This is a genomic window from Pedobacter sp. BG31, from assembly GCF_042464845.1.
Taxonomy (GTDB): domain Bacteria; phylum Bacteroidota; class Bacteroidia; order Sphingobacteriales; family Sphingobacteriaceae; genus Pedobacter; species Pedobacter suwonensis.
In genome coordinates this window covers 41,551-65,042 of record NZ_JBHNZK010000022.1, presented here as the reverse complement: position 1 = coordinate 65,042, position 23,492 = coordinate 41,551, and the positions used below count along the sequence as shown (strand labels likewise).

Sequence of the window (23,492 nt, the reverse complement as noted above, 5' to 3'; positions counted from 1 at the left end):
AAGCAGGCCTTGTTATAAGGCCCGCCTGGCATATTAATGTTAAAGGAGATTTGAACAGTGCAAGGTGTAATCTGGTGCATATGCTCGACAATATCCAGGTGAGTCTTTTCCATTATATAAGAAAGAACATTGGTCGCCAGCTTTCTTGCCTTGACATGCGGCTACCTTTGGAGGGACTGCAGGAGGTTTTGACCCTGAACCCGAACCTGACCCGAAGTCACCACCGACAATTTTTTTCAATTCATCACGAGATAAAATCTCTGTAAAGTCAAAATCTGATAATTTTAGTTTTTTCATTGTAATTTAATTTGATGTTTTTTTTTGTTTTGTAATTTCAGGATACAACACCTCGTTACCTGCCTCTCCTAGAGAGTTAAGTACCAACACATAATAGCTTTATTTTATATTTTTTTGATTAGGATTTTAAAAAATGTTCGATATCAGTTATGCTGTAACTCTCAGGTAATTGGTAGCCATTAAAAAAAATAGTGGGTGTAAAATCAATGTTCATCTTTTTACACCAATCATTCATTTCATCAATTTTCTCAGACTGCCTATTTAAATGTTCATTCACCTGATATTTTGCCGCAAAATGATCATAGTTTTTTCCCGGCGTTGTGTACCAATCATCTAAACAGTCTTTTGTTAAAACTTTGTTGGTTTCATATATTGCCAGGAAATGTTTGACAGGTTTATTCCTTAAATCATTGTCCTCGTTACTGGCTGTAAACAAAATTTGAATACTTAAATCATCAATTTTTTCCAAAAGGTTGTTTAGTATTGGGTGTATTTTGGCACAGGGTTCGCAATATGGATTACAAACTTTAACGATTTTATTTTTTGAATTTTGATTGCCAAGCAAAATCCCTAAACCTTCAGTAGTTATAGTGATTGATTTCTGTGTTTTTAACATAGTATCAAAAACAAGTGGATTGAATTTAACTTTCATACAGTTTTTTAATTCGACCTTGTTCGAGCTACTGGTTTTTAGTATTCTTATCATTTGATTGGCAAGTAAAAAAATTAAGAGACCAATCAATACGAAAATAGCTAGCACATTCCAACTCAAGTTTGTAACGGGAAATATAGGTTTATCGGCGAAGCTATTTGAAAGAATAATTAAAGATGATTGGCTGAACAAAATGAGCTGTACAATTAGGCATAGTTTGCACCACTGCCTAACTACCTTCCATTGATAATATATTGAAAAAGGAATGTAAAATGTGGCTATCATTGAAAATAATGATAGATACTGCAATGTATCTCTATTGCTGAAACCATTTAATATTTGGCCAAATAAGACGGTAAGAAAAAAAGTTACTCCCCATATACTCCAGCTAACGCTTAAAAAGGAAGATGCTTTTGAATTTAATACCTGATTGCAGTTTAAAGAATTGTTTATTTTTCCTCCACAAACTTTAAGAAGAAGCGTATTTGAGCGATCAACTTCAAAATAAAATAATAGACTTGCTACTATTGCTCCGACAAGGCTTAACAAATTGTAGATAAAAGGAATAATATTTTGTTCAAACCCAACAGTATAAAAATTGTAAAATCCGACAACCAGTGTAAGAATTGGAGAAAATAGGAGTAATGAATCTGTAATAAGCCTTTCCTTTCTCTCAATAAATTGTTCTTTTTTGAAATTTTTTTCCCCTGATTTCTCGCTACTTTCTGCAATTAATACAATTCCCCGATATATTTTTTCAAAATAAGTCCAATCATAACGGGTTTCTTTACCGGATAAAGAATTATGTATTATAACGCTATGTTCTGACGTTGATTTTATTAGGCAATAGTAATCATTATAGAGATCTCCCGCTTTAAGAAGTGCTACAAATGGCTGTTCCAAATTCTTCAATTTTTCAACTTTTAATCGTATTGTCAAATTCTCAACTTTATAATAATTTAGAACATCAGATACGCAGAGCAAACTAGGGTATAGCGGATGCTGCTCCAATTTTTTTCGTAGGTCTGTTTTGGTTACAGTCACTTTTAATGTCTTCAGGAGGTTATGAATAACGAGTAAAGTATTGTCCTGCGGACCAAGAAGATTTTTATAGATTTTGAGCATTAATGGTTAGATTTAGTTATTACCATCTTATAAAAACATACGGTTTTTACTTTATAAGACATAATAATTACTTTTACTGTGACTAAAATTACAGTTTATGCCTTTCCAATTCTTACCGATTTTTAACTTGTTATGGTATTTAATTGACGGGTTTAATATTACATTGGGTTAGTATTTTTCATTATTGTTTGTCTGAATTTTTTCAAAAAAACATATAGGTTTTTGCTAAATACTGTTTTAAAAAGTATTTAGGCAGCAAAAGAGGGTATTTCGTTTAAAACCATTTTTTAGATTGGAAACTTTGGCTGGAACTGCTAGTTGTCAATTCTTAGATTAATGAAAAATCTAAAGTTTAATTTTTATTTAGTTTTATGGCAAATTTTCGAACTTAGAAGAACCTGGTATGAATTTGACGTATATCATTCTGGCACACAATGATCATAAACATCTTGAACGGCTAATCAGCTCTTTGTATGCTGATGGTGTCACGTTTGTTATCCATATTGATAGGAGGGTAGATATCTCTCTTTTTGAAAAACATTTCACTCATCTTGATATGAAAAGCATTTTTTTTGTCAAAAGAAGATTTTCTAGCGATTGGGGAAGTTTTTCCATTGTTGAAGCAACTTTAAGCTGTTTGAAATTTGTATATAATAAATTACCCTTAACTGACCGCGTTAGCCTGATGAGCGGACATGATTACCCAATTAAAAACAACCAGTATATTCATGCCTATTTTAAGGCTAACCCAATGAAAATATTTATTGATTTTAATAAGGTACCTTATAGGATATGGTGGAATGGAGGAAAAGACAGATTCCCAAGTTTTAAAGAAATAGACAATATAATGGGGATTTATGCGGGTTCTCAATGGTTCTCACTGCCAAAATACGCTTTAAAAATCATTTTTGACTTTATAAAACTTAACCCAAAATTCATGGAATATTTTCGCGCTGTTGATATACCAGATGAAAGTTTCTTTCAAACTCTTTTTTTAAACTGTGGCGAAAAAATTGTCGGGAATAATCTTGTCAAGAAAAATCTTCATCTGATCAAATGGGATTTTCCTTATCGTCATCCGCGATATTTTAATGAATTCCATTTTAACCTGATCAGAAAAAGTCGCTCTTTATTTGCCAGAAAATTTAGTGCTGAAATTCCTTCTAAAATACTTGATAAAATTGATTTTGAACTTCTATCTAAAAAAAACAAAATTCAAAAAAGGTTATCCCAAAATGGAGGTAGCAAAGACTGTGTTGTACTCTTTCTAACAAATAAAGATGATAGCTCAACGCTTGACACCTTTCGGTTGATAAAAACAGAAATTCCGGAATGCCATGATTTACGTTTGTTGTACCATCAAGGATCAAAACAAGTTCCGAAATTTATTTTACTAGAAGATCCATTTCTCTTTACTGATGAAATTTTAAAGTCTATTGGCTTTAAAAGCATTTATGATAAACTGGTGCCCGGAAGTAACCACTTCCCACTTTTTATGTATGCCAGTAAAAATCCGGATTACAAATACTATTGGTACATTGAAGACGATGTCAGATTCAATGGAAGATGGAACACTTTTTTCAATTCGATTCAAGAGAGTGAAATCGATACTGATTTCCTGACTTGTCACGTACGAAGGTATAAAGATGAGCCTAATTGGTTTTGGTGGGAAACACTAAAGCATACAAGTGGGGAAAGAATTGCTTTAGATTTAAGGCTTCGGTCATTTAATCCAATTTTTAGGATTTCAAAGAGAGCATTGGATTTTCTTAATAAAGCATACCTTTCGGGATGGAGCGGACACCATGAGGTGTCCATAGCAAGTTTATTGAGTTCTGCAGGATTTTTAATCAATGACCTAGGAGAGGTCGGCGAATTTGTGTTGCCGAAAACAAAGAAATATTATAAATCTGCATTTCCTGACAGAAATGGCGATGTTGCAACGGGATCTGTACGGTTTCGCCCACTTATAAATATCAATGAGATGATGGAAGAGATACTGTACCATCCTGTAAAGGTTACGAACAATTATGAAGAAGTTTCGCTTAAAAAAAGTAAAAAGCGAGAAACCTTAAGGTAAGTTGCGGGTTATCAAGATATTTTGCAGACATACAAAAGCGTAAATTAAAGACGCTTGTCATCGATCTGAGGGGTAATCCGGGCGGTAATTTAGTTTGGCCGGCGAGGTTTTATAGTCACCTGATCGATTCACCTAAATATTTCTACAGGCTGTCTGAAGAAATAAAAATGCAGAAACAGCTGTATAATAATCAAAAAATACGGGTTTGGGTGGATAAAATGTCAAGGTCAGACTTCGAGTTGATCAGCCCTCATCCATTTACATTTAAGGGTAAAATATATGTTTTGATTGACGGTGGTACTTTTTCGGCAGGCAGTTTACTTGCTGCGAATTTAAAAGCCCTGAAAAATGTAACATTTGTTGGTGAAGAAACAGGTGGCAGTAAAAATGTATGGACGGCTTTGACGCTGAAAAGTCTTAGCCTGCCTACGACTCAGCTGTTGCTCCGTTATGGAACGCTTCCCGCTTTTTTTGGTGACATTACCCGTATTGACGGCAGAGGTTTGATGCCGGATGTTGAGATTACTTACCAGATTGAAGAAGAGCTGGCCGCTAGAGATTTGGAATTGGATTGGGTGTTGAAGGATATGGAGAAAAACATCAGTAGGCGATAGGTTGAAACGTGATAAACATTTCTAAACCGGGCGGTATATGCTGATAAATTTTTCATGTTTTAAATATCCAAAAAAGTTTTCTGTTATTTGCCTTTCCGGAAGATTACCTGGATTCTTTCGTTGTTAAGCCAAAATTGCAGATGATTTTCTTCCTGCATTTGGTATCCCTCTTCCAGCCTTATGATCCGAATGCTACTTTGGGTTCAATTAACTGAATAAGCCTGCATCTGCACTTCGGCTAAACTTTCCATTTCGGTTAAATATTTCCCCGATTCTGTTTACTCCGTTATCGCCGGTTGATGCAACTTTGTCCTTATAAAATCAGAACAATGAAAATCGTATTAACAGGTTCGTTAGGGAACATCGGAAAACCACTCACTACATTACTGGTAACTGCCGGACACCAGGTTACGGTAATCAGCAGCAAAGAAGAAAGAACAGCTGAAATTAAGAAATTGGGTGCCGGTGCAGCCATCGGAAGCATTCAGGATGCGGAATTTTTAACGGAGACATTCAGAGGGGCCGATGCCGCCTATCTGATGGAAGCATGGGAAGGCATCGGAAGCGTCTTCGATCAGGAGATCGATTTTTTAGCTGAATTTGAGAAAATTGCCCATCAGTACGTTAAGGCCGTTCAGGATTCAGGAATTAAAAAAGTCATCCATTTAAGCAGCATTGGGGCGCATTCGGCGGCAGGAACCGGTAGCCTCCTGGTTCATCACCATGTGGAGCAGATTTTACAGACGCTTCCGGAAGCGGTTTCCATCAAGTTCATGCGTCCGGTCGGATTCTTCAGCAACATCTACCGTTGGCTGCCGATGATACAGTTGCAGGGGAAAATCATTCAAAGCTACGGCGGCGGACGAAAGGAACCGTGGGTTTCGCCCTATGATATCGCAGCCACCATTGCAGAAGAGATGGAAAAGCCCTTCCGCGGAAGAACGGTCCACTATATTGCCAGCGATGAGGTGTCTCCTGATGAAATTGCCGCCGCACTGGGACAATCCATTGCCAGGGATTTGAAGTGGGAAATCATCCCCGTTGAACAATTGCTGGATCAGATGCTTTCTGCCGGCATTAACGAATGGATTGCCAAAGGGCTGGTGGCCATGCAACAGGCCCAGGGAGACGGCAGCTTATATGAAGATTTTTACGCACACCAGCCGGAATTCGGACAGGTGAAATTAAAGGATTTCGCCAAGGAATTCGCCGGGGTATTTAACAAAAAATAAAATAATTGGTTATGAAAACAGCATTGATTACAGGCGCCAACAAAGGTGTAGGACTTGAAACCGCCAGACAGCTTTTAGAGAACGGGTATTTTGTCTTCATCGGAAGCCGGAATATGGAAAACGGGGAATCGGCCGTACGGCAGCTTCAGAAAGAGCGCTTTGAAAATATAAAAGCGGTACAATTGGATGTCACCGACCTGAATTCGGTGGAAGAAGCAAGAGCAGAGATCGGAAAGCAGACGGAGGTTCTGGATGTGCTCATCAATAATGCAGGCATTAACGGCGGGATGCCGCAGGCTGCCCTGGAAGCACCGGTTGAAGCTTTCGATAAGGTGATGGATACCAATCTGTACGGCGTGATCAGGGTAACCCAGGCATTTATGGACCTTCTCCGGAAATCAGTGGCACCCAGAATCGTGAATGTTTCCTCCAGCGGCTGCTCCCTCACACTGCATTCTGATCCGGACTGGATGTATTACAGCCATAAGGCAGCTGTTTATACCGCTTCAAAGGCAGCCATGAACATGTATACCATCAACCTGGCCTATGAGCTCAGGGATACCGCCTTCAGGGTAAATGCCGTTTGCCCGGGCTTCGTGGCAACGGATTTCAATAACCACCGCGGTACCGGAACGGCAGCGCAGGGAGGTAAACGGATTGCCCGATACGCCATGATCGGAGCGGAGGGGCCTTCCGGAAAATTCATCAGTGAAGAATATAATCCTGAAAACGGAGAGACCCCCTGGTAATTAATTCGCTATTATTGACACACCAACCGCAGGAATGAAATCATCTTCCGGCTGCGGGCTTTAAATTTTAAAAGATGAAAAGCAAACCCAACAACCTGCATAACTTCCGTTCACTGTCCGAGTTCCATAAAATGTTCGGGTTACCGAAGCCCGAACATCCGCTGGTGAGTTTTATCCGGCTGGAAGACATGAGCTTGCCGGATGAGGCCTTACCGGATTACCTGGTGCTGGATTTTTATAAAATCGCCTACAAGGATACGATGGGAAGGGCCAGGTACGGCCAGCACCATTACGATTTTGGCGAGGGCGGACTGGTATTCACCGCTCCCGGCCAGCGCTTTGAAAAACCTGTTGCCAATAAAGGAAAAGGCTGCCTTATTTTACTCCATCCCGATTTTTTCCTTTCCTATCCTCTGGCAAAGAAAATCAGGCAGTACGGGTTTTTCTCCTACGCAGCAGATGAAGCGCTGCACGTTTCGGAAAAAGAAAAAAGAACCCTGTTTTCGGTCTTTCATATTATTGATGAGGAACTCCAGGCAAGGACCGATGATTTCAGCCAGGACGTGGTGATCTCGCAGATCGAACTGCTCCTCAATTACAGCAGCCGCTATTACAAGCGGCAGTTTATGACAGATAAGGCAGCGAATGACCACCTGATCGGAAAGTTTGAGAAGGTGCTGGATTTTTATTTCCGGGATGAAGCGCAGTTGGAGAACGGTTTGCCTTCCGTACAGCACGTAGCCGATCGGTTAAATGTCTCGGCCGGTTACCTGAGTGATATGCTTCGTTTCTTAACAGGCCTTAATACCCAGCAGCACATTCACCACCGTTTTATCGAAACGGCAAAAGAGATTTTGTCCACCACTGACCTTTCGGTCTCGGAAATCGCCTACCGGATGGGATTCGAATATCCGCAGTCCTTCACCAGACTGTTCAAAAGCAAAACCGGCCGGACGCCTCTGGAATTCAGGCAGGCTTTTAATTGAAATCAAATATCGTATTAAAGAAAGATATAGCTGCGATCAGCATCCAGGCAGTTCAGCTAAGAAGTTGCAAAGAGCGCCCCATTGGAAGAACCTATAAAGATTTATTAAAGTAAGCTTTTTTTAAGGGATCTGTAAGTGTTCTAAATCTGTGAATAATTTTGCAGAACCTGCTCATTAACATCTTGTTGAGTTTTATCTGTTAAATGGCAGGAAAAAGTCTTTCTACGGCTTTAGCACTGGCCGTCCATGAAGCTAAACCGCTGTCCTCATGGTTGTACAGGATTGCCAAAACTTTTCTGCTATTGGGATGTTAAGCGGTAGATAGGATAACAGTGAGGTGGTTACGGATAGACAACAGCATGTGCTGCAGCATCAGCGAGGGGCTGCCGTTTCCATCGCATGGCAAAGCAAAACTTTATATTTTTAGAACGCATTCATGGTTACTCTTTTCTTAAGTCTCTTCTTTGTATGCAGTGAAATTGCAGCTTCTTTAAACCCTGTTGATCAGGATATTAAACCTGCAACCGCTGCAACGGCGCCGCGCCGTTTTGAAGGGACCTGGAAATATGTAGTGATGGGTGAGCAGGGGGTGCCCGAATCGCAGTTTACGCTGACTTTACACCAGGAGGGGAACCGGGTAAAAGGACAATACTGTGCCATTACCCAAAGTGGGGGGAAAACGGATTGTGACCCAGACGTCATCTATAATCTGACCGGCACGATCCACAAAGGAAAACTGATCGGGAAATTTTACAGCTTTTTTGGTATGCCAAAAGATAAAGGAAGTTTTGAACTTTCTGTTTTGCCGGGGCAGCGTTTACAGTGGACAGTGACCCATCCAACCAAAAGCGTATATTACGCACCTGAACATTGTGTTTTGAAACCGGTAAAGCAACCTTAAGTTTCTATTTTTGAAATTTGAAACTTATTAACGATTCTTCGGATTTAATAAACTGATTGCCAGTTTAATGGCTTTTTGCCTGATGATTTGTTAATACTTTATGCCATGCAGCAGGCAAACAAAACCTTACTGCCGGGGTTTGCTATGGTAAAATCATCATACTATGAGTAAAATGACAAAAACATCTGATATTGAAAAATTCATTGAAAAATTTGAACCATCCAAGTTTAAACGCCTGGCCAGGGGAATAGAGGTTAGGGGCATAAAAGATCTGAACAAAAGCATTGTATATGCCAATGAAGTGATTGAAAAGCTGAAGCTAAAACTTTCAGTTGCGCACAGCGCAGAAATGGCCATGTACGGCAGTTTTGAAGTGGTGTATCAGAATGCCGGTTAAAAATGGATTTTTAGGGTTTTAGCCTGATCAGTACCAGGAAAACGTTTGTCGGGAAATGGACAGGCGTTTTTCTTTTTTAATGGAAAAGAAGTGAAAACCATCCCGACCGGTTAAAACCACTGGCTTGTTTTTACTGTTGTAGAAACATGGAAACACCGGTACCCGGATTTTTGATCTATCCTGATTTTATCAGCGAAGCGCTGGAACAACAATTAATAGCTGAAATAGATGCGCAGCCCTGGATGGTGGATTACGCCAGGCGGCTGCAGTACTATGGTTTCCGCAATGAGCTGGAAGCACCCTACGCGCTTATTGGCATTCCGCTGCCCATCCCGCCGGCCATTAGTAAAGTTGCGCAGAAAATATTTACCGAAAAAAATCTGGAGCATGCTCCAGATCAGGTGATCATTAACGAATACCAGCCGGGTGAAGGCATCAGGCCCCATAAAGACCGCAATTATTATGAAAACCAGATCTGTGGCCTCAACCTGGCAAGCGGCTACATTATGCGCTTTACCAAGGTAAAAGGCGGGGAGGTGGTTGATATCGAAATACCAGTGCGATCGCTTTACATCATGCAGGATGATGCCCGTAAAAAATGGAACCATGGCATTCCGCCAAGAAAAAAGGACCTGATAAATGGCGTGATCAGGCACCGGGGGCGAAGGCTATCCATTACCTACCGCAAGGTAAAGCCATCAAAGGTGCAACAGATGAACCCGGAGGGCAGGGTGGCCGCTATCCTGCGCGAAAAATTTAAGCTGATGATTGCCGGAGGCTAGATTTACCTATCTCTACCAGCAACTGCTTTGGCTGAACATTGGATAAGGGCATGAATTTTTTGATGGCCCTCAGGAGCATTACATTATATTAAATCCACATCGAATTCATGTTGCCAGGGTCCGCCCAGGTAAGAAAAAACCTGAATCGCCTCAATGCCCACTTTAAAACTTTCGAAATTGCTGTTCAGCGCATCAAACAGTAGCCTGGCCGTTTCAGGGCTTACCTTATTCTGGATGGTCACATGTGGCCGGTAACCCTGCCTGTCCTGAGCTCTGAGCACCGCGTAAAAGTGTTTGGCAAGTAGCTGGTGCAACTGTTTTATTTCAGCACATTCCACCCGGTAGGCCACCCCGCGCCCCAGTTTCATCGGCCCCGTTGCTTTGGCTAAGAAACAGGGAAACCGGAAGGCTTTAAGAAAGGATCTGGTTTCTTCGGTGTTGGGCAGATGGTGAAATACCATCAGGTGTGCCTTCAGAAAATTCCGTTCCGACGGAAAATAAGCCCTGCGTTTGCCATCAAAAAATGCCTGGCTTTTTTCATCCATTTTTAGGGTTACAATTAAGGGATTGCTCATGTATAATCGGGTAATGAATAAAGGTAACGCCCTCAGGCATCAATGCATTTTACTTCTTTTTGGTTGTAAATGTAAATGGGCGATGGTATTGCCTTAAAACAGCAGCTGAACAAAAAGGTGTACAGGATTGTTTGTTCAAATGAAAAGCCTGAAGCCGTTTGATAAACTTTTTGTGCCGTTTGGATGTTAATGTTAGCAGACAGCATAACAATGCAGTTATGGATAAATTTAGCTTAATGGCCCTTACCACTCATACCCTATACCCTGAACAAACATGGGCACCGGGTAACCACTATTACCGGCATCATTTTTTGGAAAGCATCCCTGTGCGCAATGAAGGCGAGCGGGACATGACATTCATTGTGCGGGACGGCACCGATTTATTGCTTTTTGCACAGTCGGCAGCGCGCTTTTGGAAATCTGTAGCTAACTGTCCCTACATTTTTAAAGGAACGGTGCGTACCCGAAATGGGAACTGTTTTGCCACATTTGATTATGTGCCCGGATAAGAAACGGAAGGTAATTTTGGAACCAAAAAATAGCTATACTTTCTGCGATATATCTGCTGGCTGGCATTAAACAACAGGTAAGTTACTAAGCAAACCGCTTTAGCCGGTTACTATTTTTATAAAATTAAAGTTTTGGGTGTTTGTATTAATTGATGATGGTAGAATCCTTTAACTGGAAAAACATATTTCTTAAAGATCTTGATTTTGGCATTGCGCTGGAAATTGGCATGCGTACTGTGATTATGTTTGCCCTGGTGCTGATCTTCCTGAGGTCTACAGGTAAAAAAGGCGTGCGTCAGCTCAGCATTTTTGAGGTGGCCATTATTATTGCATTGGGTAGCGCTGCCGGCGACCCAATGTTGAGCGGCGAATCGGCCATTTTACCATCTGTGCTGGTATTTCTGGTGATTTTACTGGTTTACAGGGTCATTACCTTTTTTGCTGCCAAATACCAGAAAGTGGAAAATATACTGGAGGGCGTACCGATGTATATTATTGAAAATGGCAGGTTTACCATGAATGAGCAGGGAGATGCCAATTTTGCACAGGATGAATTTTTTGCAGAAATGCGGGTACAGGGCATTGAACATGTTGGCCAGGTGAGGGCGGCAGTGCTTGAAACCAATGGTCAGGTGAGTTTTCTTTTTTTTGAAGATGAGGATGTGAAACCAGGCCTGCCCATCTACCCCAAGGTATACCAAAAGAAAACCAATAAAATAACAGCGACTGGACTTTATGCCTGCACCCACTGCGCTGAAGTGTTGCGGTTAACACAACAGCAGGCTTGCAGCCGCTGCCAAAAAGAAGAGTGGGTGGCCGCCATTAGCGATAAGCGTGTGAAATAGGTAATTTGTTTGGCGCTTGCCAAAGTTGCATTTTCAGTGTATGGCTTAAAGCAGAAAAAATGAATTGTACGAAAATGTATTGACAGGATAAACTAAATGAAAAAGGTTAACCTTGAGCTTATACTGCCGCTTTTTGTATATAGTTGGGCCTATCTATATCTCCTGGAAGGAAGCTGAAAACCACACCAATGTATACAGGCGCTAAAAGTACATAGTTAATTATAGTTTTGCAAAAGATGGTGTGCGGATCAGCAGGGAAGAACCGGGCATGCGGAAGGACTGAATACCTGGCTTGGAGAATAGATAAAAGAGCAATAAGCCTGACGGCTATTTTTACCTTCGGCAAAAAGACTACATCAAACAGCGGTAAAATCAATCAGGTAATATACATGATGCTGTTTTTGGAGCATTAGCGGTAATCAATCTTTTTAATCTTTTGATATAATTAATAAGGCTAACATGATAAAAATATTAAAACTGATAATGGCTACGGCCCTGATGAGCGTTGGTGTTAAGGCCCAGCCTTTTTTGCTTAAATCGGGCGCGGAAGCCAAGCCCTTTTTGATGAACATTTACTATGGTACGGGCGGAAAGGGCGCTTATGTAAAATACCTTGGGCAGCAGGGCGTAATTCCCCTTCGGCTAAAAAGCCGGAAGACTCAGGGAGAAACCCCGGCAGTACAGCTTACTTATGTTTGGGAGGAAGTATTGGACGGAAAAGTGACCGGAACATACCAGTTAAGTGAGCAGGCCAATCAAGTTTCAGCTGCATTGTACATACGCAACAAAGACCAAAAGCGATTTAAACTGGAGCAGGTAAAGAAACCGGAAGCGGATGCGGAAAAGGCAGGTTACCTGTTGCATGGAGCGCTCATCTCTTTCTCGAAAGGGATGGATGACCGGTTGACATTCCGCTATCCGGATAAACTTATAAAAACAGCACGGTTACCCGGTTTCGACAGTCCGGACCCACAACGTAAAGGAACTATAGCCGATTATAATTTTGACGGTTATGACGATGTAGCACTCTCCATTCCGGATGCCGGGATGGGAGTATACCGTACTTTTACCATTTATTTGTACAACCCGGTATCAAAGCGTTTTGAGCAACTTGCTGAACCTCAGGATTCGCGCGCTAAATGTGCCGGATTTTGTGATGTAACCTTAGATCAGAAAAATAAACGGTTTATTACCGCCTGCAGGGGTGGGGCAAGCTGGTGGACTAATGTATATCAATATCAATCCCGAAATCAACTCGTTTGGCTAAGCTCCCGAAAAGTAGCAAAGTAAACAGTTGTTAATTAGCGGCCATCCCGCCAGGTCAAAACCGGTTCGGGCCTGAACTGGACTCCCTGGTTTAAAGGCGTTAAAAAAGCCTCATCAGGATTCACCCCATTAACATGCAATGAGGCTTGATTTTTTCAGGCCGGCCCGGAAATAAAAACCGGGCCATCGTACGAGGGTGAGGGCAAGCGGACAGTTGAGGAGGCTTAAATTTACTTCATCAGGTGATTTATAATCAGTTAACCGGTTTTTATTCAAATCATATATAAATAGCTGATAAACAGGTTGAAAATTCATCATTTATAAAGCGATCAGTTAGCTAAGGCACTTTGTTCTAATTCCAGTACCTTTCTGAACATGGGGTCGTTTTTTAACAAAAAGTTTTTCCCGAATATATCTTTGCTTATTGTTCTTAGATACAGGTTCTCAATGGGATAGGATACCGGGTATTCTACATGGTTCTGGAAAACATCCTCAAGCTTTTTGATTCCGGTAAAATCGACCTGTGGTTCTACCCTGAAAATAAATTTGCTGTAGGGCAGCATTTTGATGAGTACATCGGCCTGCAGTCCGCCCAACAAATCTGGTGTTTCGCCAATGCTGATCAATTGTTTGGCATTTTGCGCCAAACTGGAAAGATTACTGGCCGAAGAGTAAATAAATTTATCCTGGAGGATATAAATCTTTCCGTTAAAGGGAAACCTGGCACGATCTGGCGTTACAAAATTAAAAGATTGTTTGATGAAATACATTTCCTGCGATTTGAATTGAGGTACGCCGGGATTAAAAGTTTTGTTATTGCTGTTGATGACGGAATCGCGGTTGAGGTGATATTTTTTCCGGGTTTCGGGACTGAAGTTCCGGCCGACCACAACGTCCTTTTTCAAGGTATCACTCAGCAGTTTCTTTAAAAAGATATTATAGGTTTGGTCTGAGCCGCCACCATTGCCCCTGATATCGATGACCACGCTGTTTACAGGGTGCCGGGCAAAAATAGCCTCCATGCGCCGTTTAATCGTATCGCCCAGTTCCGTGCGCATGGCCGGGAGTTTGGCATAAAATATACCTTCCTGTTCAAAATAATGGGTTACCACGGTATCGGTCTGGCTGAAATAACCATAGTGGTTTAGCTTTTTGGCCAGGTAGGTTACGGAGTCGTTTTTGTGGATGTTCAGCTGATGCTGCCTGTATTGCTGATCAACAAAAGTCATTCTTAAAGTATCCTGCTTATAGATTTCGGCCGGCCAGTAGAAATTTTCGTCATAAACCCGGTTATTTACCCTATCCCAGCGCAACGGAGCGTAAAGTTGGGTAAGGTTGGCCACAAACTTATGGATATTTTTGCCATTGCAGCGAATCAGTTTCATGCCGGCAGGGTAGGCTTTACCTCTGTAGCTGAATGGCATTAAATTATAGTACGATCCTGAAGTGTAGATCAGGTTAAGATCGGCCTTTGAATAAAAACTTTCTTTGAGGTATTTTACGTACTTATACATATTTTGAGTGGATGCACTATCAAAGGATACAAGGCCGCCCGGGATCCAGTATTTCTTTGCAATATCCAGCAGGACCGTATTCAGCTGACTTGTATGCCCGTCTTGTGCGGCATTAAGTGTCTTTTTGATGATATGTAAATACGCTTCCATAGTGGTTTTTGGACCGATCTGTTTTCTCAAGCGGGCAGCGTGCCGGCTGAAATCGATTCCCCTTACTTCTTTGTTAAAACAGATGACCGGACTGACCTGTTTGATATAAGAAACCAGCGTATCGTACTCGGCGCGCATTTGCTGCTCCGTTAACTGCGGTAAAGCATCAGAAGATGGAGCGGGGTTTGGGTATTGCTTTCGTTTTAAAGCACAGGAAGTAGCCAGACAAAAGGCCAGCAGGATGAACAGGTATCGCATATCAGATGATTTGCCACAAAGGAAAAGCATTAGCGGCAAAAGAAATTGTAAAAATCATTCACCTTGCTTTTCCTGATAAATCCAGGTAAGGGATTGTTGCTGTACAGATACCATATTCAGCAGTTTCTTGGGCGAATAACCGGTAAAAGTTTTAAAATCTCTTATAAAATGCGCCTGATCATAGTAATGGTGGCGTAGCGCAACCGTTGTAAGCGGACGTGGTGCAGTGGTCAGGTCGTGTAATGCCTGCCTGAACCGAATGGTTTTGAGGTATTTCTGTGGGTTTTGACCCAAACCGGTTTTAAAAAGCCTGAAGAGTGTGGTATCGCTGATTCCAAGTTTTTGACAGAGCATTTCTACACTTACATTTTGGTAATGTGGCCGGGCAGGCGACAAATGGTAAAGGGCTTTTCTGATTTTTGCAATGCGGTGTTCTTCCAGCTGATGCAATAACAAAGCTTCAAGCCGCCGGGCTTGCCTGGCAGGATCGGTTTCGCCGAACAGCTGTTCAAGAAAATAGGGCTCTTTGGGTTGAAAAAGTTGTTCAAATACCTGGCCGGCATGGTCAATTTCATCAAAGTTGAGCCGGGTAAAGGCTTTTAAGGCAGCTGGATGGAAAATCACACAGATCTGATCCAGTTCCTCTTGGATATCTACCCGGAAAGGCATGTGATGAAAGCCATAGATGCGGCTGGTAAATTCCTCCCGGCCTGCCCGGATAACACAATGGTTCAGTTTTCCGTGACGCTGGTGTTCGACCTGGTTGTGGCGGTAAATGGCCAGGCACAGGTTGTTATTGGGAAAAGTAGTATAGTGAACAGGTAGCTTATCTTTTTTACGGAGGAATAAAAAATATTCTACATACTGCTTTAATACTGGGTTTTCAGGTTTTAGGATGGTGGTTTTGAGCAGGCTTTTCTCCATATTTTTGCTGGCATTCGGTATAAATCGTGCGCGAAGCAGATTTAAGGGGCTAAATTATGGATTAAAACTGAATACGAAGTAAAGATATGCTGCAGTACTGCGTGAATAGCCATCCTGCTTCTTCTATTAATGAACGGCAGCAGGTTTTACGGTTTTACCGCGCCTGGTTTTGGCCTTCGTAAATAAATTGTAAGCACAAACAAGGCAAATCCAAAAAGCCAGGTTGAAAAGAGTACCGTAAAAAAGATTGGCCGGATAGCAGGATGAAAAAACTTAGGCTGGTAAAACAGCCGGTTTAAAATTTTGATTTTCTCAATCAGTGCGTTTCGGTTAAAATTGTTCCTGATCTGGTATAGCTGTTCCCGATCCTCATCCCTGAAACGGAATACATCCCGGGTAAGTGTTACCGGATTGATGGAAGATTCGACCTGATATCTTTTTAACAACAAGGCTAGTTTTTGAAAAGCATGAAGTAAAGAATCCTGTGGTAATTGATAAAGGAGCTGGTAGCGGTTTATGGCGCTTTGCCGCTGCTGTATTGCAATACCTTCTCCCTCAACCGGGCTGATTAATGTTTTGTTTTCGAGAAAAACACAGATGCTGTCTTCAAACCTCGGGATGACTGCAGCCCCTCTGAATACGATTTCGGTACTATCCTTGCGCACGGTTTTGGATAGGATTCTTTTCTGGAATCCCTGCTGATCGAGACCCGGCAACTCAACAGGAATGTTGGTGGCGCTTTTTAGTTTATCGTAAGCTGAAGTAAGCATTTTCAAAGTATCGATGCTGTAATAGGCCGATTCCAGGCTGTAATATGCTTTGTTTGCCGGATCATAAAAAGCAGTATCCCTCACTTCCGTTACCGGGTAGGGCTTAGGATACAGAATATTGGTTACATTGAACAAGGTTTCTGAATTGTAGTGCGAGCCCGGGTATAAAAAGGGATTTAAAACGTTTAACAGCCTTTTATCTGCATTGAAAGTTTTTGCCGGTAACTCCTGTTTAAGTTTAGCGTTCATGCCAAAGCTGTAACTCATGAAGAAGCTTAAAGATAAAAACACGATGAACAGCAGTATAGCCCCTATTTTAATCAGATTCAGCCCGCTATACCTTTCTCTGGCATGATTCCGGATCAGTAAAATGAGCACAGTCAATAAAAATAAACCGCTGATAAAAAAGTGTGAAATGGATACATCATCGTAAAACTTGAAACGTTAAAATTCCGTGTAAATGTAGATCTTACCGATCTCCACAAACCTGAAATAACCTTAAATAAAATATACGAGGTGTATGAAGCCCAGCACGATAATCGATTTGATAAAAAATAACTTCAATGTTTTGTTGACCATGATATTGAAATGATTCTTTTGAAATAACACTTTTTCCGGCAATAGTAACTAACAATTCGGTTGATTAAATGTTACAGATGAACAGAAAAATAATTAAATCTATAGGTCATTATTGGTTAACCCCATGTAACATCAGGCAGTATGAGTTACGATATTTCCCTTTACCGGATTGAAACCAAAGCAAAACGGCAGGCCATACCTGATGAAGGCTTTTTTGAAAACACTGAAAATCTGGTTCCCTTTACAGCAGCGCAGTTTGACGCGTTGAAAGAAAGATTATTGAGCTATGGCTATACGCTATCGGATGAAAACAGTTATGGATTGCATTTTAATCATCCGGACGAAGATTACGGAACGGCTTTATTAACCAAAGCAGCGGTTTACTTTACCGCGGGCTGGAGTAAAGATTCGATTTTCGAAGTCGGCATGACCGTTTCGGAATTTACAGACTCTGGTGAATATGCAAAATACGATGTGCAGCAGGATGAATGGGAAACCTGGGAATAACCGGGGTGGGTATTTATTTTGAATATTTGCGGCAGGCAACTGAATTTGTAATGTATGAAATTCCTGATCCACGATATTTTTCAATATATGATTGATTTGACTCAACATCATTCGGTAAACTACAGGTCAGGCATCGCCTGGTTCATCACCATTAACCCGCGCTAAGGGTTTGTTCATCTCGTGAAGATATACTTCCTGTTGGTTTACGGGTATTTTTATACCTTCATTGTTAAATGCCCGATGGATGGCGATGAGCAAATCATTTCGGGTTGGGTTATTATCCTGAAGATGCCGGGTCCATATCTGAATTTTTAAATCGACTGAATTGGTATTAAAAAGTTCAAAGTTTACTGCTGGTTTGGGGGTTTTTAATACCCTGTCTTCTTTTTCGAGTATGCTAATTATAATTTCCCTGCATTTTTGAAGATCGGTTCCGTAGTCTATACCAATGGTAATGGACAATCTTCTTCGGTTACCTGACAGGGACCAGTTCATTAAATGGGAATTGAGTAGATCTCCATTCGGCATCACCAGATCACCACCTTCCCAAGTGGTTATTACACTACTTCTGAAACCAATGGATTTCATTGTGCCTCCCTGTCCGTCGATATCTACAATATCGCCGACGTTAACGGGTTTTTCGAAAGCAATGATTAGGCCGCTAACCAGGTTGTTAACCAAGGTTTGAAGTCCAAACCCAATACCTACACCTAATGCACCAATTACGATGGTAATCCGCTCCATAGGGATACCTGCTGCTGCAATTGAAAGGAAAAGCCCTATGGTTAAAATTGAAATTCGCAAAAGTAAAACCCAACTTCCCAATCCACGATTATTTTGATTTTCAGCTTTTGACCCAACCAGGTGATCATCCGAAGTAAAAAAGGATACAATTTTTGAAATAATTACTGAAATACTCATAATTCCGAAGAACAGCAACAGCCCGTTAATACTAAAGGTATAATTGCCTATTGTTCGTTCAGAAATGAAAAAATCAAGTACTGGTTTTAACAGATATTCGAATAGCGGAAAATTGTGTCCCATCAGGATTAGCCAACCTAATACGATTAAAACATATAGGATGGATGGTGCACGGTTGCCTACTTTGCCAAAATTGAGGTAAAATAATTTTCGGTCCTGTACGGTATACACATCAAATGATAAGAGAAGCCCCTCATTGATGAGCCTTACTACCCAAAGGAACAAAATAGCGATGATGATATTTAAAAAGCCAACAACAAAGATTGTTTTTGAAAGGTTATAACGGCCATAGAGGTTAAGCACTGTTGATAGTACCTCAAGGCCTACCATGATAAAAATTGAGATGGAAATCCACTTTTCGCGCAATTCGAGATTTCTTTTTTGTTTTAGAATGAAGATACCGGCTAAGGCGCCTAAAATTGAAATGGTTATCATGTACCACCTTTCCTGGCGGGAGGCCTGCAAAAGGATGTTTCCACCTGAAGCCAAAATGAAAAATCCAACCATGGTAAGCCATACTTTCATCCAATAGCTTGTAATAAATTTGAAAAAAATAATGCTTAGGCAAATACAACAAATTAACCAAATAATAAAGCTTAACAGAAAAGGAGGAGAAATTAGTAAAAACTGGAACAAGCTCAGTACAATTAAAACGGCCGAGAGTGCCGGGTACCTGATTGCAAGCTGCCCGTTAAACTCATTTTTAATCAGGCCTTTAGAAATATAAATCCTACGCAGGGCATTGAGATAAGTAAAAGAAAGAATAGTTAAAAACACAATCAATGCCAGTTTACCTGCATTATTAGATAGGTAAAAACGCAGGGTTAGCATATTCTTAGATAAAGAAAACCTGATGATTTCTGATATTGGTCTTGATTTTAACTGTTTTTGCCAGAGATTTGGAATTTCGCGCCCTGTTGTGGAGTTGGCCATTATCCGTTCAAAATTTTCTACCTGTTCAATTCCATTTTGCAATTGGCTGATGAGCAGGCTGTAGTTGTTCAGTAACTTCTGGACCCGGAAATTTGCTGTTTTTAAAGTGGAATCTACCGGACCGACATCCACAGCTGCCGTTGCCAAGGTCCGCAGGTAATCCATCGTTTGTACTGAATCTTTTGGAAAAACAAACAATTCTTTTGCGGTTGACAGAGAGTCGATTTTATAATGGTAAAATGTAATTTCTTTCTGCTTCTTTTCCAATACATTTCTAACTTTCTTGGCATCAATGAGTAACTCCCTTAGTATTCGTTTAGTCGAAGCCAGGTTACGGTAAGTTTGCGTGCTTCCGGTATTGATCAAGACCCCATCTGATGCAATTTGAAAATTTGATTTTAAAGTAGTGATTTTTGAATACATAGAGAAAGTATCAATTCCTCTCTTAAGATATCCTTTAGCCTCCTCAATGGTAAGCCTGATTTCACTTATGACCTTGAGCTGTGCCATCGCAACCTTATCAGCCTCGAAGTCATCGGTACTTTCTTTAGCAGATTTCTTCGCGAATTCCTGCATTTTATCCAAAAATGTTTTAGTTTTTACTATTGAAGAATCAGTAATATTAACACTACCCGAAGGTGATTGTGCTGACATAGGATTGGCAAATGCCAAACAACCAAATAGCATGGCTATCCAGATGACGTTGCTTTTCATGATATTGGATTTGTTCAATAATATTAAAAAAAAGCGCTTAATCAAAAATAAATAAAACCGGTCGTGTAAATTAATGTTTACTTATAATTGTTCCTGATATTGAGTATAATGAATCCGTGATGATCAACATTGACTAAACTGCGCGTAGCGTAACGATTCAGGTTTTCTGTGGACAATATTAATCAATCAGCTATAGCTTAAACAAAAACAATTAGACGTCTGCTGATCACATTTAATTTTTTTTATTAATTTTAATTGTCATAACTAAAAACAAAAACATGAAAAAATTCTACCTGTTGTTTACATGCCTGATTTTCGCTGTTAGCACTATTGTTCAAGGTCAAAGCAACCAGAAAGCTGATATTATTAAAAAAAATAACGGCGAGGAGCTTAAAGGAAAAATTATAAAGGTTTCCGATTCAGATGTTTCGTTTGTGTATAGCGGAGAAACGGCAGAATACATTATCAAGAAATCTGATATAGCCCAGATCAATCATTCAAGTGGCAGGATTGAAACATTTTCCAATAGTGCAACTCCAGCCGATACCCGGCAGAAAGATCAGATAACGATGTCTGCAACCCCGGCAGATCACCACAATAAAATAGCCATATTACCTTTTACTTTTTTAATGGATAATCAGCCCGGGGCCGAAGCCATTGGAATGAAAGCGCAGCAAGATGCCTACGCGCTTTTAAGCAAACACTCAGCCGGTTATACGATTCTTGATCCACGGACTACGAATGCCGAATTGATCAAAGCAGGTGCAACAAGAGATAAGATGATCGGTTTTACGATGAAGAACCTTTGTGATATTTTAGGCGTAGAGTACGTAATAGATGGAACAGTAACACAAAATAAAGGATACCAGACCAGTTACACTTCGGGGAGCAGTAATGCAAATGTTAAACGTGACGATGCAGGTAAGGTTAAGGGTGTTTCTGATTACAATTCTTCAAATAGCAGTGCCGTGCAGCGGTTCGATGTCGGCGTTAGCCTACAGATTTATATGGACAATAACGCCAGCATCTACAATGAAAGCCATAAAGCATTTTTGAGCAATACTGATGGCTCTTATAGCGGTCCGTTAGAATACCTGTTGAAAAGATGTCCACTTTACCGTAAATAGTAAGCGCATAACTGTTATGAAAACTGCAAAAACACTTACTATTATCTTAATTTTAATGGTCTTTGGCTATCATTCATTTGCTCAGAAGGGCGTTAAAATGCTACAGCCTTCTGGTTCGCTGGCCATACCAACAGGGAAATTGTCTGACGAGGTTAATCTTGGTTACGGCGTTGCGCTAAAAGGAATTTGGGGTGTTGGAAAAGCTGATCAGCAGATTACGCTCGAGGCGGGTTACAATCGCTTCAATGTAAAAAATCTGCCGACTTCCATAGAGGCAAATTACGCTACTGTTCCGGTTTACCTTGGATATAGAGCAAAAATGGGCGCAATAATAATTGAAGGGCAATCTGGCGTCGCTTTTAATCATGTTAAGGGGACCGGACCATCAGGAAAGGCCAGCGGGAACCAAACCGCTTTTGGCTGGGCGTTATCAGTGGGATATGCATTTAGGGACTTAGAGCTTGATGTTAGATACCAGAATTCTGAATCGGGTACTGATACTTACGTTATTCGCTTTGTGGGCATTCGCGCAGCATATAATTTTTCTCTATAAAATCTAACTAAAATGAAAAAGATCAGAAACATTACCTTTTTATTATTTGCCTTTTTTTGCTCTGGCGCTGCTTTTGCGCAGGATTCAACAGGTAAAATTTATGTTGTTCGCAGAACGGGAATGAATGGTTCGGCAGTTAACTACAGGTTATACGTAGACGGTGAACTGATTTGTAAAATGAAAAATAAAACTTATTCGGTACATGACCTAAAGCCCGGTGAACATACAATAAGCGTGCAACCTGGTGGAATTCCTGACAGAAGACTTAAGCTGCCGGTTAAATTTACCGTAGCTGAAGGAAAAGTGAATTATTTTATGATCAATAGTGGAAATGAAATTACCTGTCTGGAAGTTCCTCAATCTACCGCAGAACCTATGATTGCAAAAAGCATTCAGGTTACTGATTGTTTGGGTGGAAAATGAAAACAATTTTAGCTATCGTACAATATAGGCCTAAAGTTATGCTTCAGGCTCTAAGCCTTTTTAATAAGAAATGAAGACTTATACTTATACGCTTTTATTCATTTTAGCAGCATTTACTGTAAAAGGGCAGCAAAGCGAAGTCGTTAAGGTTTTGAATCGGTTTCAGATTGATACAAGCGTTCTTCATCATAAAGCGAAAGAAAATGCCGCTGCTATGGCTTTTGACTTAAAGCAGGTAACCCGGACATCAGCCAGTGAAAAAATTGCGCTGGCATTGTTTGACGGGTCAAAACCAGATGGAAATAAGTGGAATCTAAACTCGGTTAATGGTAAACAGCCGAGTTTAGGACAGGTGAAAAGCTTCCTTAAAGCACATCCTGTTGCTCCGCTTATCCCTGTGATAGATCAAAATAGTTATAAAATAGTTTCTGATAAGGATGACCAGCTCGTTGTTGAATTTAGGTATGATGCGGATAAACTTAGCCCTGAAAACCTTTTTATGAAAGATTGTAAAGGGCAGTTATTCATTAACGCTAAAACAAAACTTTTGGAAAAGCAGATTATACAGAATATGGCTCCATTGAAAGTGAATGGCATTAAAATAGCGAAACTATTAACGGTATCTACATTCACCTTTAATCAAGGGCTAAAGCAATACCTACCCCTTATGGAAACTACTAATATGGTTATACAGCTGCTTGCCTTAACCAGCGATTCGGAAATTATTTCCGAATATTCAAACTACAAAAATCCGTAACCTATATAAAGCCTAAGGTATCTAAAGTTCTTTTCAATTAAACCAAGCTATCTGGCTATCTGATAGTCACATTTCTTACCGGATCGACTTCACAATATCCGTTTTCATTTTTGAGGCACACCAGTGCTTTAACGTTAAATGTGCCTGGATTGGAAAAAGTATGTGCGGCAGAAGTGCCAGAAATTATTTCTGAGTGATCATCACGATATTTGAATTTCAAATTGCCAGTTTCGAGTTTTCTGAGTATTTAACAGCGAAGATAATCTTTCGTGCTTCGAACCATTTTGCTTTT

The 23,492-nt window shown here is 40.6% G+C and carries 22 protein-coding genes and 1 pseudogene; 16 read left to right on the top strand and 7 right to left on the bottom strand.

Annotated features, from left to right (window positions below):
- Positions 1-39 precede the first annotated feature (39 nt).
- Entirely contained in the window at positions 40-297 is a 258-nt protein-coding gene (locus ACFE6N_RS20615) for a hypothetical protein (RefSeq protein WP_378939618.1), read from the bottom strand.
- 118 nt (positions 298-415) lie between these two features.
- Positions 416-2,074: a vitamin K epoxide reductase family protein gene (locus ACFE6N_RS20610; RefSeq protein ID WP_378939616.1), complete on the bottom strand. Its 1,659-nt coding sequence runs from the start codon at positions 2,072-2,074 to the stop codon at positions 416-418.
- 403 nt (positions 2,075-2,477) lie between these two features.
- On the opposite strand from ACFE6N_RS20610, the gene ACFE6N_RS20605 reads away from it, so the two are divergent.
- The 8 genes and pseudogenes from ACFE6N_RS20605 (at position 2,478) to ACFE6N_RS20570 (ending at position 9,815) form a co-directional block, all read left to right on the top strand.
- Positions 2,478-4,154 (top strand): beta-1,6-N-acetylglucosaminyltransferase, encoded by a 1,677-nt coding sequence (locus ACFE6N_RS20605; protein ID WP_378939614.1) that lies wholly within the window; start codon positions 2,478-2,480, stop codon positions 4,152-4,154.
- 17 nt (positions 4,155-4,171) lie between these two features.
- Positions 4,172-4,768 (top strand): annotated as a pseudogene (locus tag ACFE6N_RS20600) (S41 family peptidase); the annotation flags it as partial.
- 329 nt (positions 4,769-5,097) lie between these two features.
- Entirely contained in the window at positions 5,098-6,000 is a 903-nt protein-coding gene (locus ACFE6N_RS20595) for an NAD(P)H-binding protein (RefSeq protein WP_378939612.1), read from the top strand.
- A gap of 11 nt (positions 6,001-6,011) precedes the next feature.
- Positions 6,012-6,749, top strand: a complete 738-nt coding sequence (locus ACFE6N_RS20590; protein ID WP_378939610.1) for an SDR family oxidoreductase — start codon at positions 6,012-6,014, stop codon at positions 6,747-6,749.
- A gap of 74 nt (positions 6,750-6,823) precedes the next feature.
- On the top strand, positions 6,824-7,735 hold the full coding sequence (locus ACFE6N_RS20585) for a helix-turn-helix domain-containing protein (RefSeq protein WP_378939608.1): 912 nt from the start codon (positions 6,824-6,826) through the stop codon (positions 7,733-7,735).
- A 436-nt stretch (positions 7,736-8,171) separates the two neighbouring features.
- A complete protein-coding gene (locus ACFE6N_RS20580; RefSeq protein WP_378939606.1) occupies positions 8,172-8,636 on the top strand; it encodes a hypothetical protein in 465 nt (154 codons plus the stop codon).
- A 163-nt stretch (positions 8,637-8,799) separates the two neighbouring features.
- On the top strand, positions 8,800-9,033 hold the full coding sequence (locus ACFE6N_RS20575) for a hypothetical protein (RefSeq protein WP_378939604.1): 234 nt from the start codon (positions 8,800-8,802) through the stop codon (positions 9,031-9,033).
- A 146-nt stretch (positions 9,034-9,179) separates the two neighbouring features.
- Positions 9,180-9,815: an alpha-ketoglutarate-dependent dioxygenase AlkB gene (locus ACFE6N_RS20570; protein WP_378939602.1), complete on the top strand. Its 636-nt coding sequence runs from the start codon at positions 9,180-9,182 to the stop codon at positions 9,813-9,815.
- 83 nt (positions 9,816-9,898) lie between these two features.
- Here the strand turns inward: ACFE6N_RS20570 and ACFE6N_RS20565 are convergent, their stop codons facing one another.
- Positions 9,899-10,390: a 2'-5' RNA ligase family protein gene (locus tag ACFE6N_RS20565; RefSeq protein ID WP_378939600.1), complete on the bottom strand. Its 492-nt coding sequence runs from the start codon at positions 10,388-10,390 to the stop codon at positions 9,899-9,901.
- A gap of 218 nt (positions 10,391-10,608) precedes the next feature.
- Here ACFE6N_RS20565 and ACFE6N_RS20560 point away from each other — a divergent pair, with 218 nt between their 5' ends.
- The 3 genes from ACFE6N_RS20560 (at position 10,609) to ACFE6N_RS20550 (ending at position 13,034) form a co-directional block, all read left to right on the top strand.
- Positions 10,609-10,899 carry a hypothetical protein gene (locus tag ACFE6N_RS20560; protein WP_378939598.1) on the top strand — a complete coding sequence of 97 codons (291 nt, stop codon included), beginning with the start codon at positions 10,609-10,611 and terminating at the stop codon, positions 10,897-10,899.
- Between the two features lie 152 nt (positions 10,900-11,051).
- A complete protein-coding gene (locus tag ACFE6N_RS20555) occupies positions 11,052-11,744 on the top strand; it encodes a DUF421 domain-containing protein (RefSeq protein ID WP_378939596.1) in 693 nt (230 codons plus the stop codon).
- Between the two features lie 459 nt (positions 11,745-12,203).
- The gene (locus tag ACFE6N_RS20550) at positions 12,204-13,034 is read left to right on the top strand and encodes an XAC2610-related protein (protein ID WP_378939594.1); all 831 of its coding nucleotides are present in this window, start codon (positions 12,204-12,206) and stop codon (positions 13,032-13,034) included.
- Positions 13,035-13,339: 305 nt separating this feature from the next.
- Here the strand turns inward: ACFE6N_RS20550 and ACFE6N_RS20545 are convergent, their stop codons facing one another.
- The 3 genes from ACFE6N_RS20545 to ACFE6N_RS20535 all read right to left on the bottom strand — a co-directional run bounded on the left by ACFE6N_RS20545 (position 13,340) and on the right by ACFE6N_RS20535 (position 16,893).
- Complete coding sequence (locus tag ACFE6N_RS20545) at positions 13,340-14,932, bottom strand: S41 family peptidase (protein WP_378939592.1); 1,593 nt, start codon at positions 14,930-14,932, stop codon at positions 13,340-13,342.
- A 54-nt stretch (positions 14,933-14,986) separates the two neighbouring features.
- Positions 14,987-15,856: a helix-turn-helix domain-containing protein gene (locus ACFE6N_RS20540; RefSeq protein WP_378939590.1), complete on the bottom strand. Its 870-nt coding sequence runs from the start codon at positions 15,854-15,856 to the stop codon at positions 14,987-14,989.
- Between the two features lie 146 nt (positions 15,857-16,002).
- Positions 16,003-16,893 carry a hypothetical protein gene (locus ACFE6N_RS20535; RefSeq protein WP_378939588.1) on the bottom strand — a complete coding sequence of 297 codons (891 nt, stop codon included), beginning with the start codon at positions 16,891-16,893 and terminating at the stop codon, positions 16,003-16,005.
- Between the two features lie 453 nt (positions 16,894-17,346).
- Here ACFE6N_RS20535 and ACFE6N_RS20530 point away from each other — a divergent pair, with 453 nt between their 5' ends.
- Complete coding sequence (locus ACFE6N_RS20530; RefSeq protein WP_378939586.1) at positions 17,347-17,712, top strand: hypothetical protein; 366 nt, start codon at positions 17,347-17,349, stop codon at positions 17,710-17,712.
- Between the two features lie 126 nt (positions 17,713-17,838).
- Here ACFE6N_RS20530 and ACFE6N_RS20525 read toward each other — a convergent pair whose 3' ends face one another.
- Positions 17,839-20,340: a mechanosensitive ion channel family protein gene (locus ACFE6N_RS20525; protein WP_378939584.1), complete on the bottom strand. Its 2,502-nt coding sequence runs from the start codon at positions 20,338-20,340 to the stop codon at positions 17,839-17,841.
- Positions 20,341-20,618: 278 nt separating this feature from the next.
- Between ACFE6N_RS20525 and ACFE6N_RS20520 the strand changes: the two genes are divergently transcribed.
- The 4 genes from ACFE6N_RS20520 (at position 20,619) to ACFE6N_RS20505 (ending at position 23,200) form a co-directional block, all read left to right on the top strand.
- On the top strand, positions 20,619-21,467 hold the full coding sequence (locus tag ACFE6N_RS20520) for a hypothetical protein (RefSeq protein WP_378939582.1): 849 nt from the start codon (positions 20,619-20,621) through the stop codon (positions 21,465-21,467).
- A 16-nt stretch (positions 21,468-21,483) separates the two neighbouring features.
- A complete protein-coding gene (locus ACFE6N_RS20515) occupies positions 21,484-22,020 on the top strand; it encodes a hypothetical protein (protein ID WP_378939580.1) in 537 nt (178 codons plus the stop codon).
- A 12-nt stretch (positions 22,021-22,032) separates the two neighbouring features.
- Positions 22,033-22,443: a DUF2846 domain-containing protein gene (locus ACFE6N_RS20510; protein ID WP_378939578.1), complete on the top strand. Its 411-nt coding sequence runs from the start codon at positions 22,033-22,035 to the stop codon at positions 22,441-22,443.
- A 70-nt stretch (positions 22,444-22,513) separates the two neighbouring features.
- Complete coding sequence (locus ACFE6N_RS20505) at positions 22,514-23,200, top strand: hypothetical protein (protein WP_378939576.1); 687 nt, start codon at positions 22,514-22,516, stop codon at positions 23,198-23,200.
- The last annotated feature ends 292 nt before the right edge of the window (positions 23,201-23,492 follow it).

Excerpts from the sequence above, each read along its gene's own strand:
- ACFE6N_RS20580 (WP_378939606.1), top strand. The coding sequence starts at position 8,172 with ATGGTTACTCTTTTCTTAAGTCTCTTCTTTGTATGCAGTGAAATTGCA.
- ACFE6N_RS20595 (WP_378939612.1), top strand. The coding sequence starts at position 5,098 with ATGAAAATCGTATTAACAGGTTCGTTAGGGAACATCGGAAAACCACTC.
- ACFE6N_RS20535 (WP_378939588.1), bottom strand. The coding sequence starts at position 16,893 with ATGAGTTACAGCTTTGGCATGAACGCTAAACTTAAACAGGAGTTACCG.
- ACFE6N_RS20610 (WP_378939616.1), bottom strand. The coding sequence starts at position 2,074 with ATGCTCAAAATCTATAAAAATCTTCTTGGTCCGCAGGACAATACTTTA.
- ACFE6N_RS20570 (WP_378939602.1), top strand. The coding sequence starts at position 9,180 with ATGGAAACACCGGTACCCGGATTTTTGATCTATCCTGATTTTATCAGC.
- ACFE6N_RS20560 (WP_378939598.1), top strand. The coding sequence starts at position 10,609 with ATGGATAAATTTAGCTTAATGGCCCTTACCACTCATACCCTATACCCT.
- ACFE6N_RS20510 (WP_378939578.1), top strand. The coding sequence starts at position 22,033 with ATGAAAAAGATCAGAAACATTACCTTTTTATTATTTGCCTTTTTTTGC.
- ACFE6N_RS20565 (WP_378939600.1), bottom strand. The coding sequence starts at position 10,390 with ATGAGCAATCCCTTAATTGTAACCCTAAAAATGGATGAAAAAAGCCAG.
- ACFE6N_RS20515 (WP_378939580.1), top strand. The coding sequence starts at position 21,484 with ATGAAAACTGCAAAAACACTTACTATTATCTTAATTTTAATGGTCTTT.
- ACFE6N_RS20525 (WP_378939584.1), bottom strand. The coding sequence starts at position 20,340 with ATGAAAAGCAACGTCATCTGGATAGCCATGCTATTTGGTTGTTTGGCA.
- ACFE6N_RS20615 (WP_378939618.1), bottom strand. The coding sequence starts at position 297 with ATGAAAAAACTAAAATTATCAGATTTTGACTTTACAGAGATTTTATCT.
- ACFE6N_RS20540 (WP_378939590.1), bottom strand. The coding sequence starts at position 15,856 with ATGGAGAAAAGCCTGCTCAAAACCACCATCCTAAAACCTGAAAACCCA.
- ACFE6N_RS20590 (WP_378939610.1), top strand. The coding sequence starts at position 6,012 with ATGAAAACAGCATTGATTACAGGCGCCAACAAAGGTGTAGGACTTGAA.
- ACFE6N_RS20505 (WP_378939576.1), top strand. The coding sequence starts at position 22,514 with ATGAAGACTTATACTTATACGCTTTTATTCATTTTAGCAGCATTTACT.
- ACFE6N_RS20605 (WP_378939614.1), top strand. The coding sequence starts at position 2,478 with ATGAATTTGACGTATATCATTCTGGCACACAATGATCATAAACATCTT.
- ACFE6N_RS20555 (WP_378939596.1), top strand. The coding sequence starts at position 11,052 with ATGATGGTAGAATCCTTTAACTGGAAAAACATATTTCTTAAAGATCTT.
- ACFE6N_RS20545 (WP_378939592.1), bottom strand. The coding sequence starts at position 14,932 with ATGCGATACCTGTTCATCCTGCTGGCCTTTTGTCTGGCTACTTCCTGT.
- ACFE6N_RS20585 (WP_378939608.1), top strand. The coding sequence starts at position 6,824 with ATGAAAAGCAAACCCAACAACCTGCATAACTTCCGTTCACTGTCCGAG.
- ACFE6N_RS20530 (WP_378939586.1), top strand. The coding sequence starts at position 17,347 with ATGAGTTACGATATTTCCCTTTACCGGATTGAAACCAAAGCAAAACGG.
- ACFE6N_RS20575 (WP_378939604.1), top strand. The coding sequence starts at position 8,800 with ATGAGTAAAATGACAAAAACATCTGATATTGAAAAATTCATTGAAAAA.
- ACFE6N_RS20520 (WP_378939582.1), top strand. The coding sequence starts at position 20,619 with ATGAAAAAATTCTACCTGTTGTTTACATGCCTGATTTTCGCTGTTAGC.
- ACFE6N_RS20550 (WP_378939594.1), top strand. The coding sequence starts at position 12,204 with ATGATAAAAATATTAAAACTGATAATGGCTACGGCCCTGATGAGCGTT.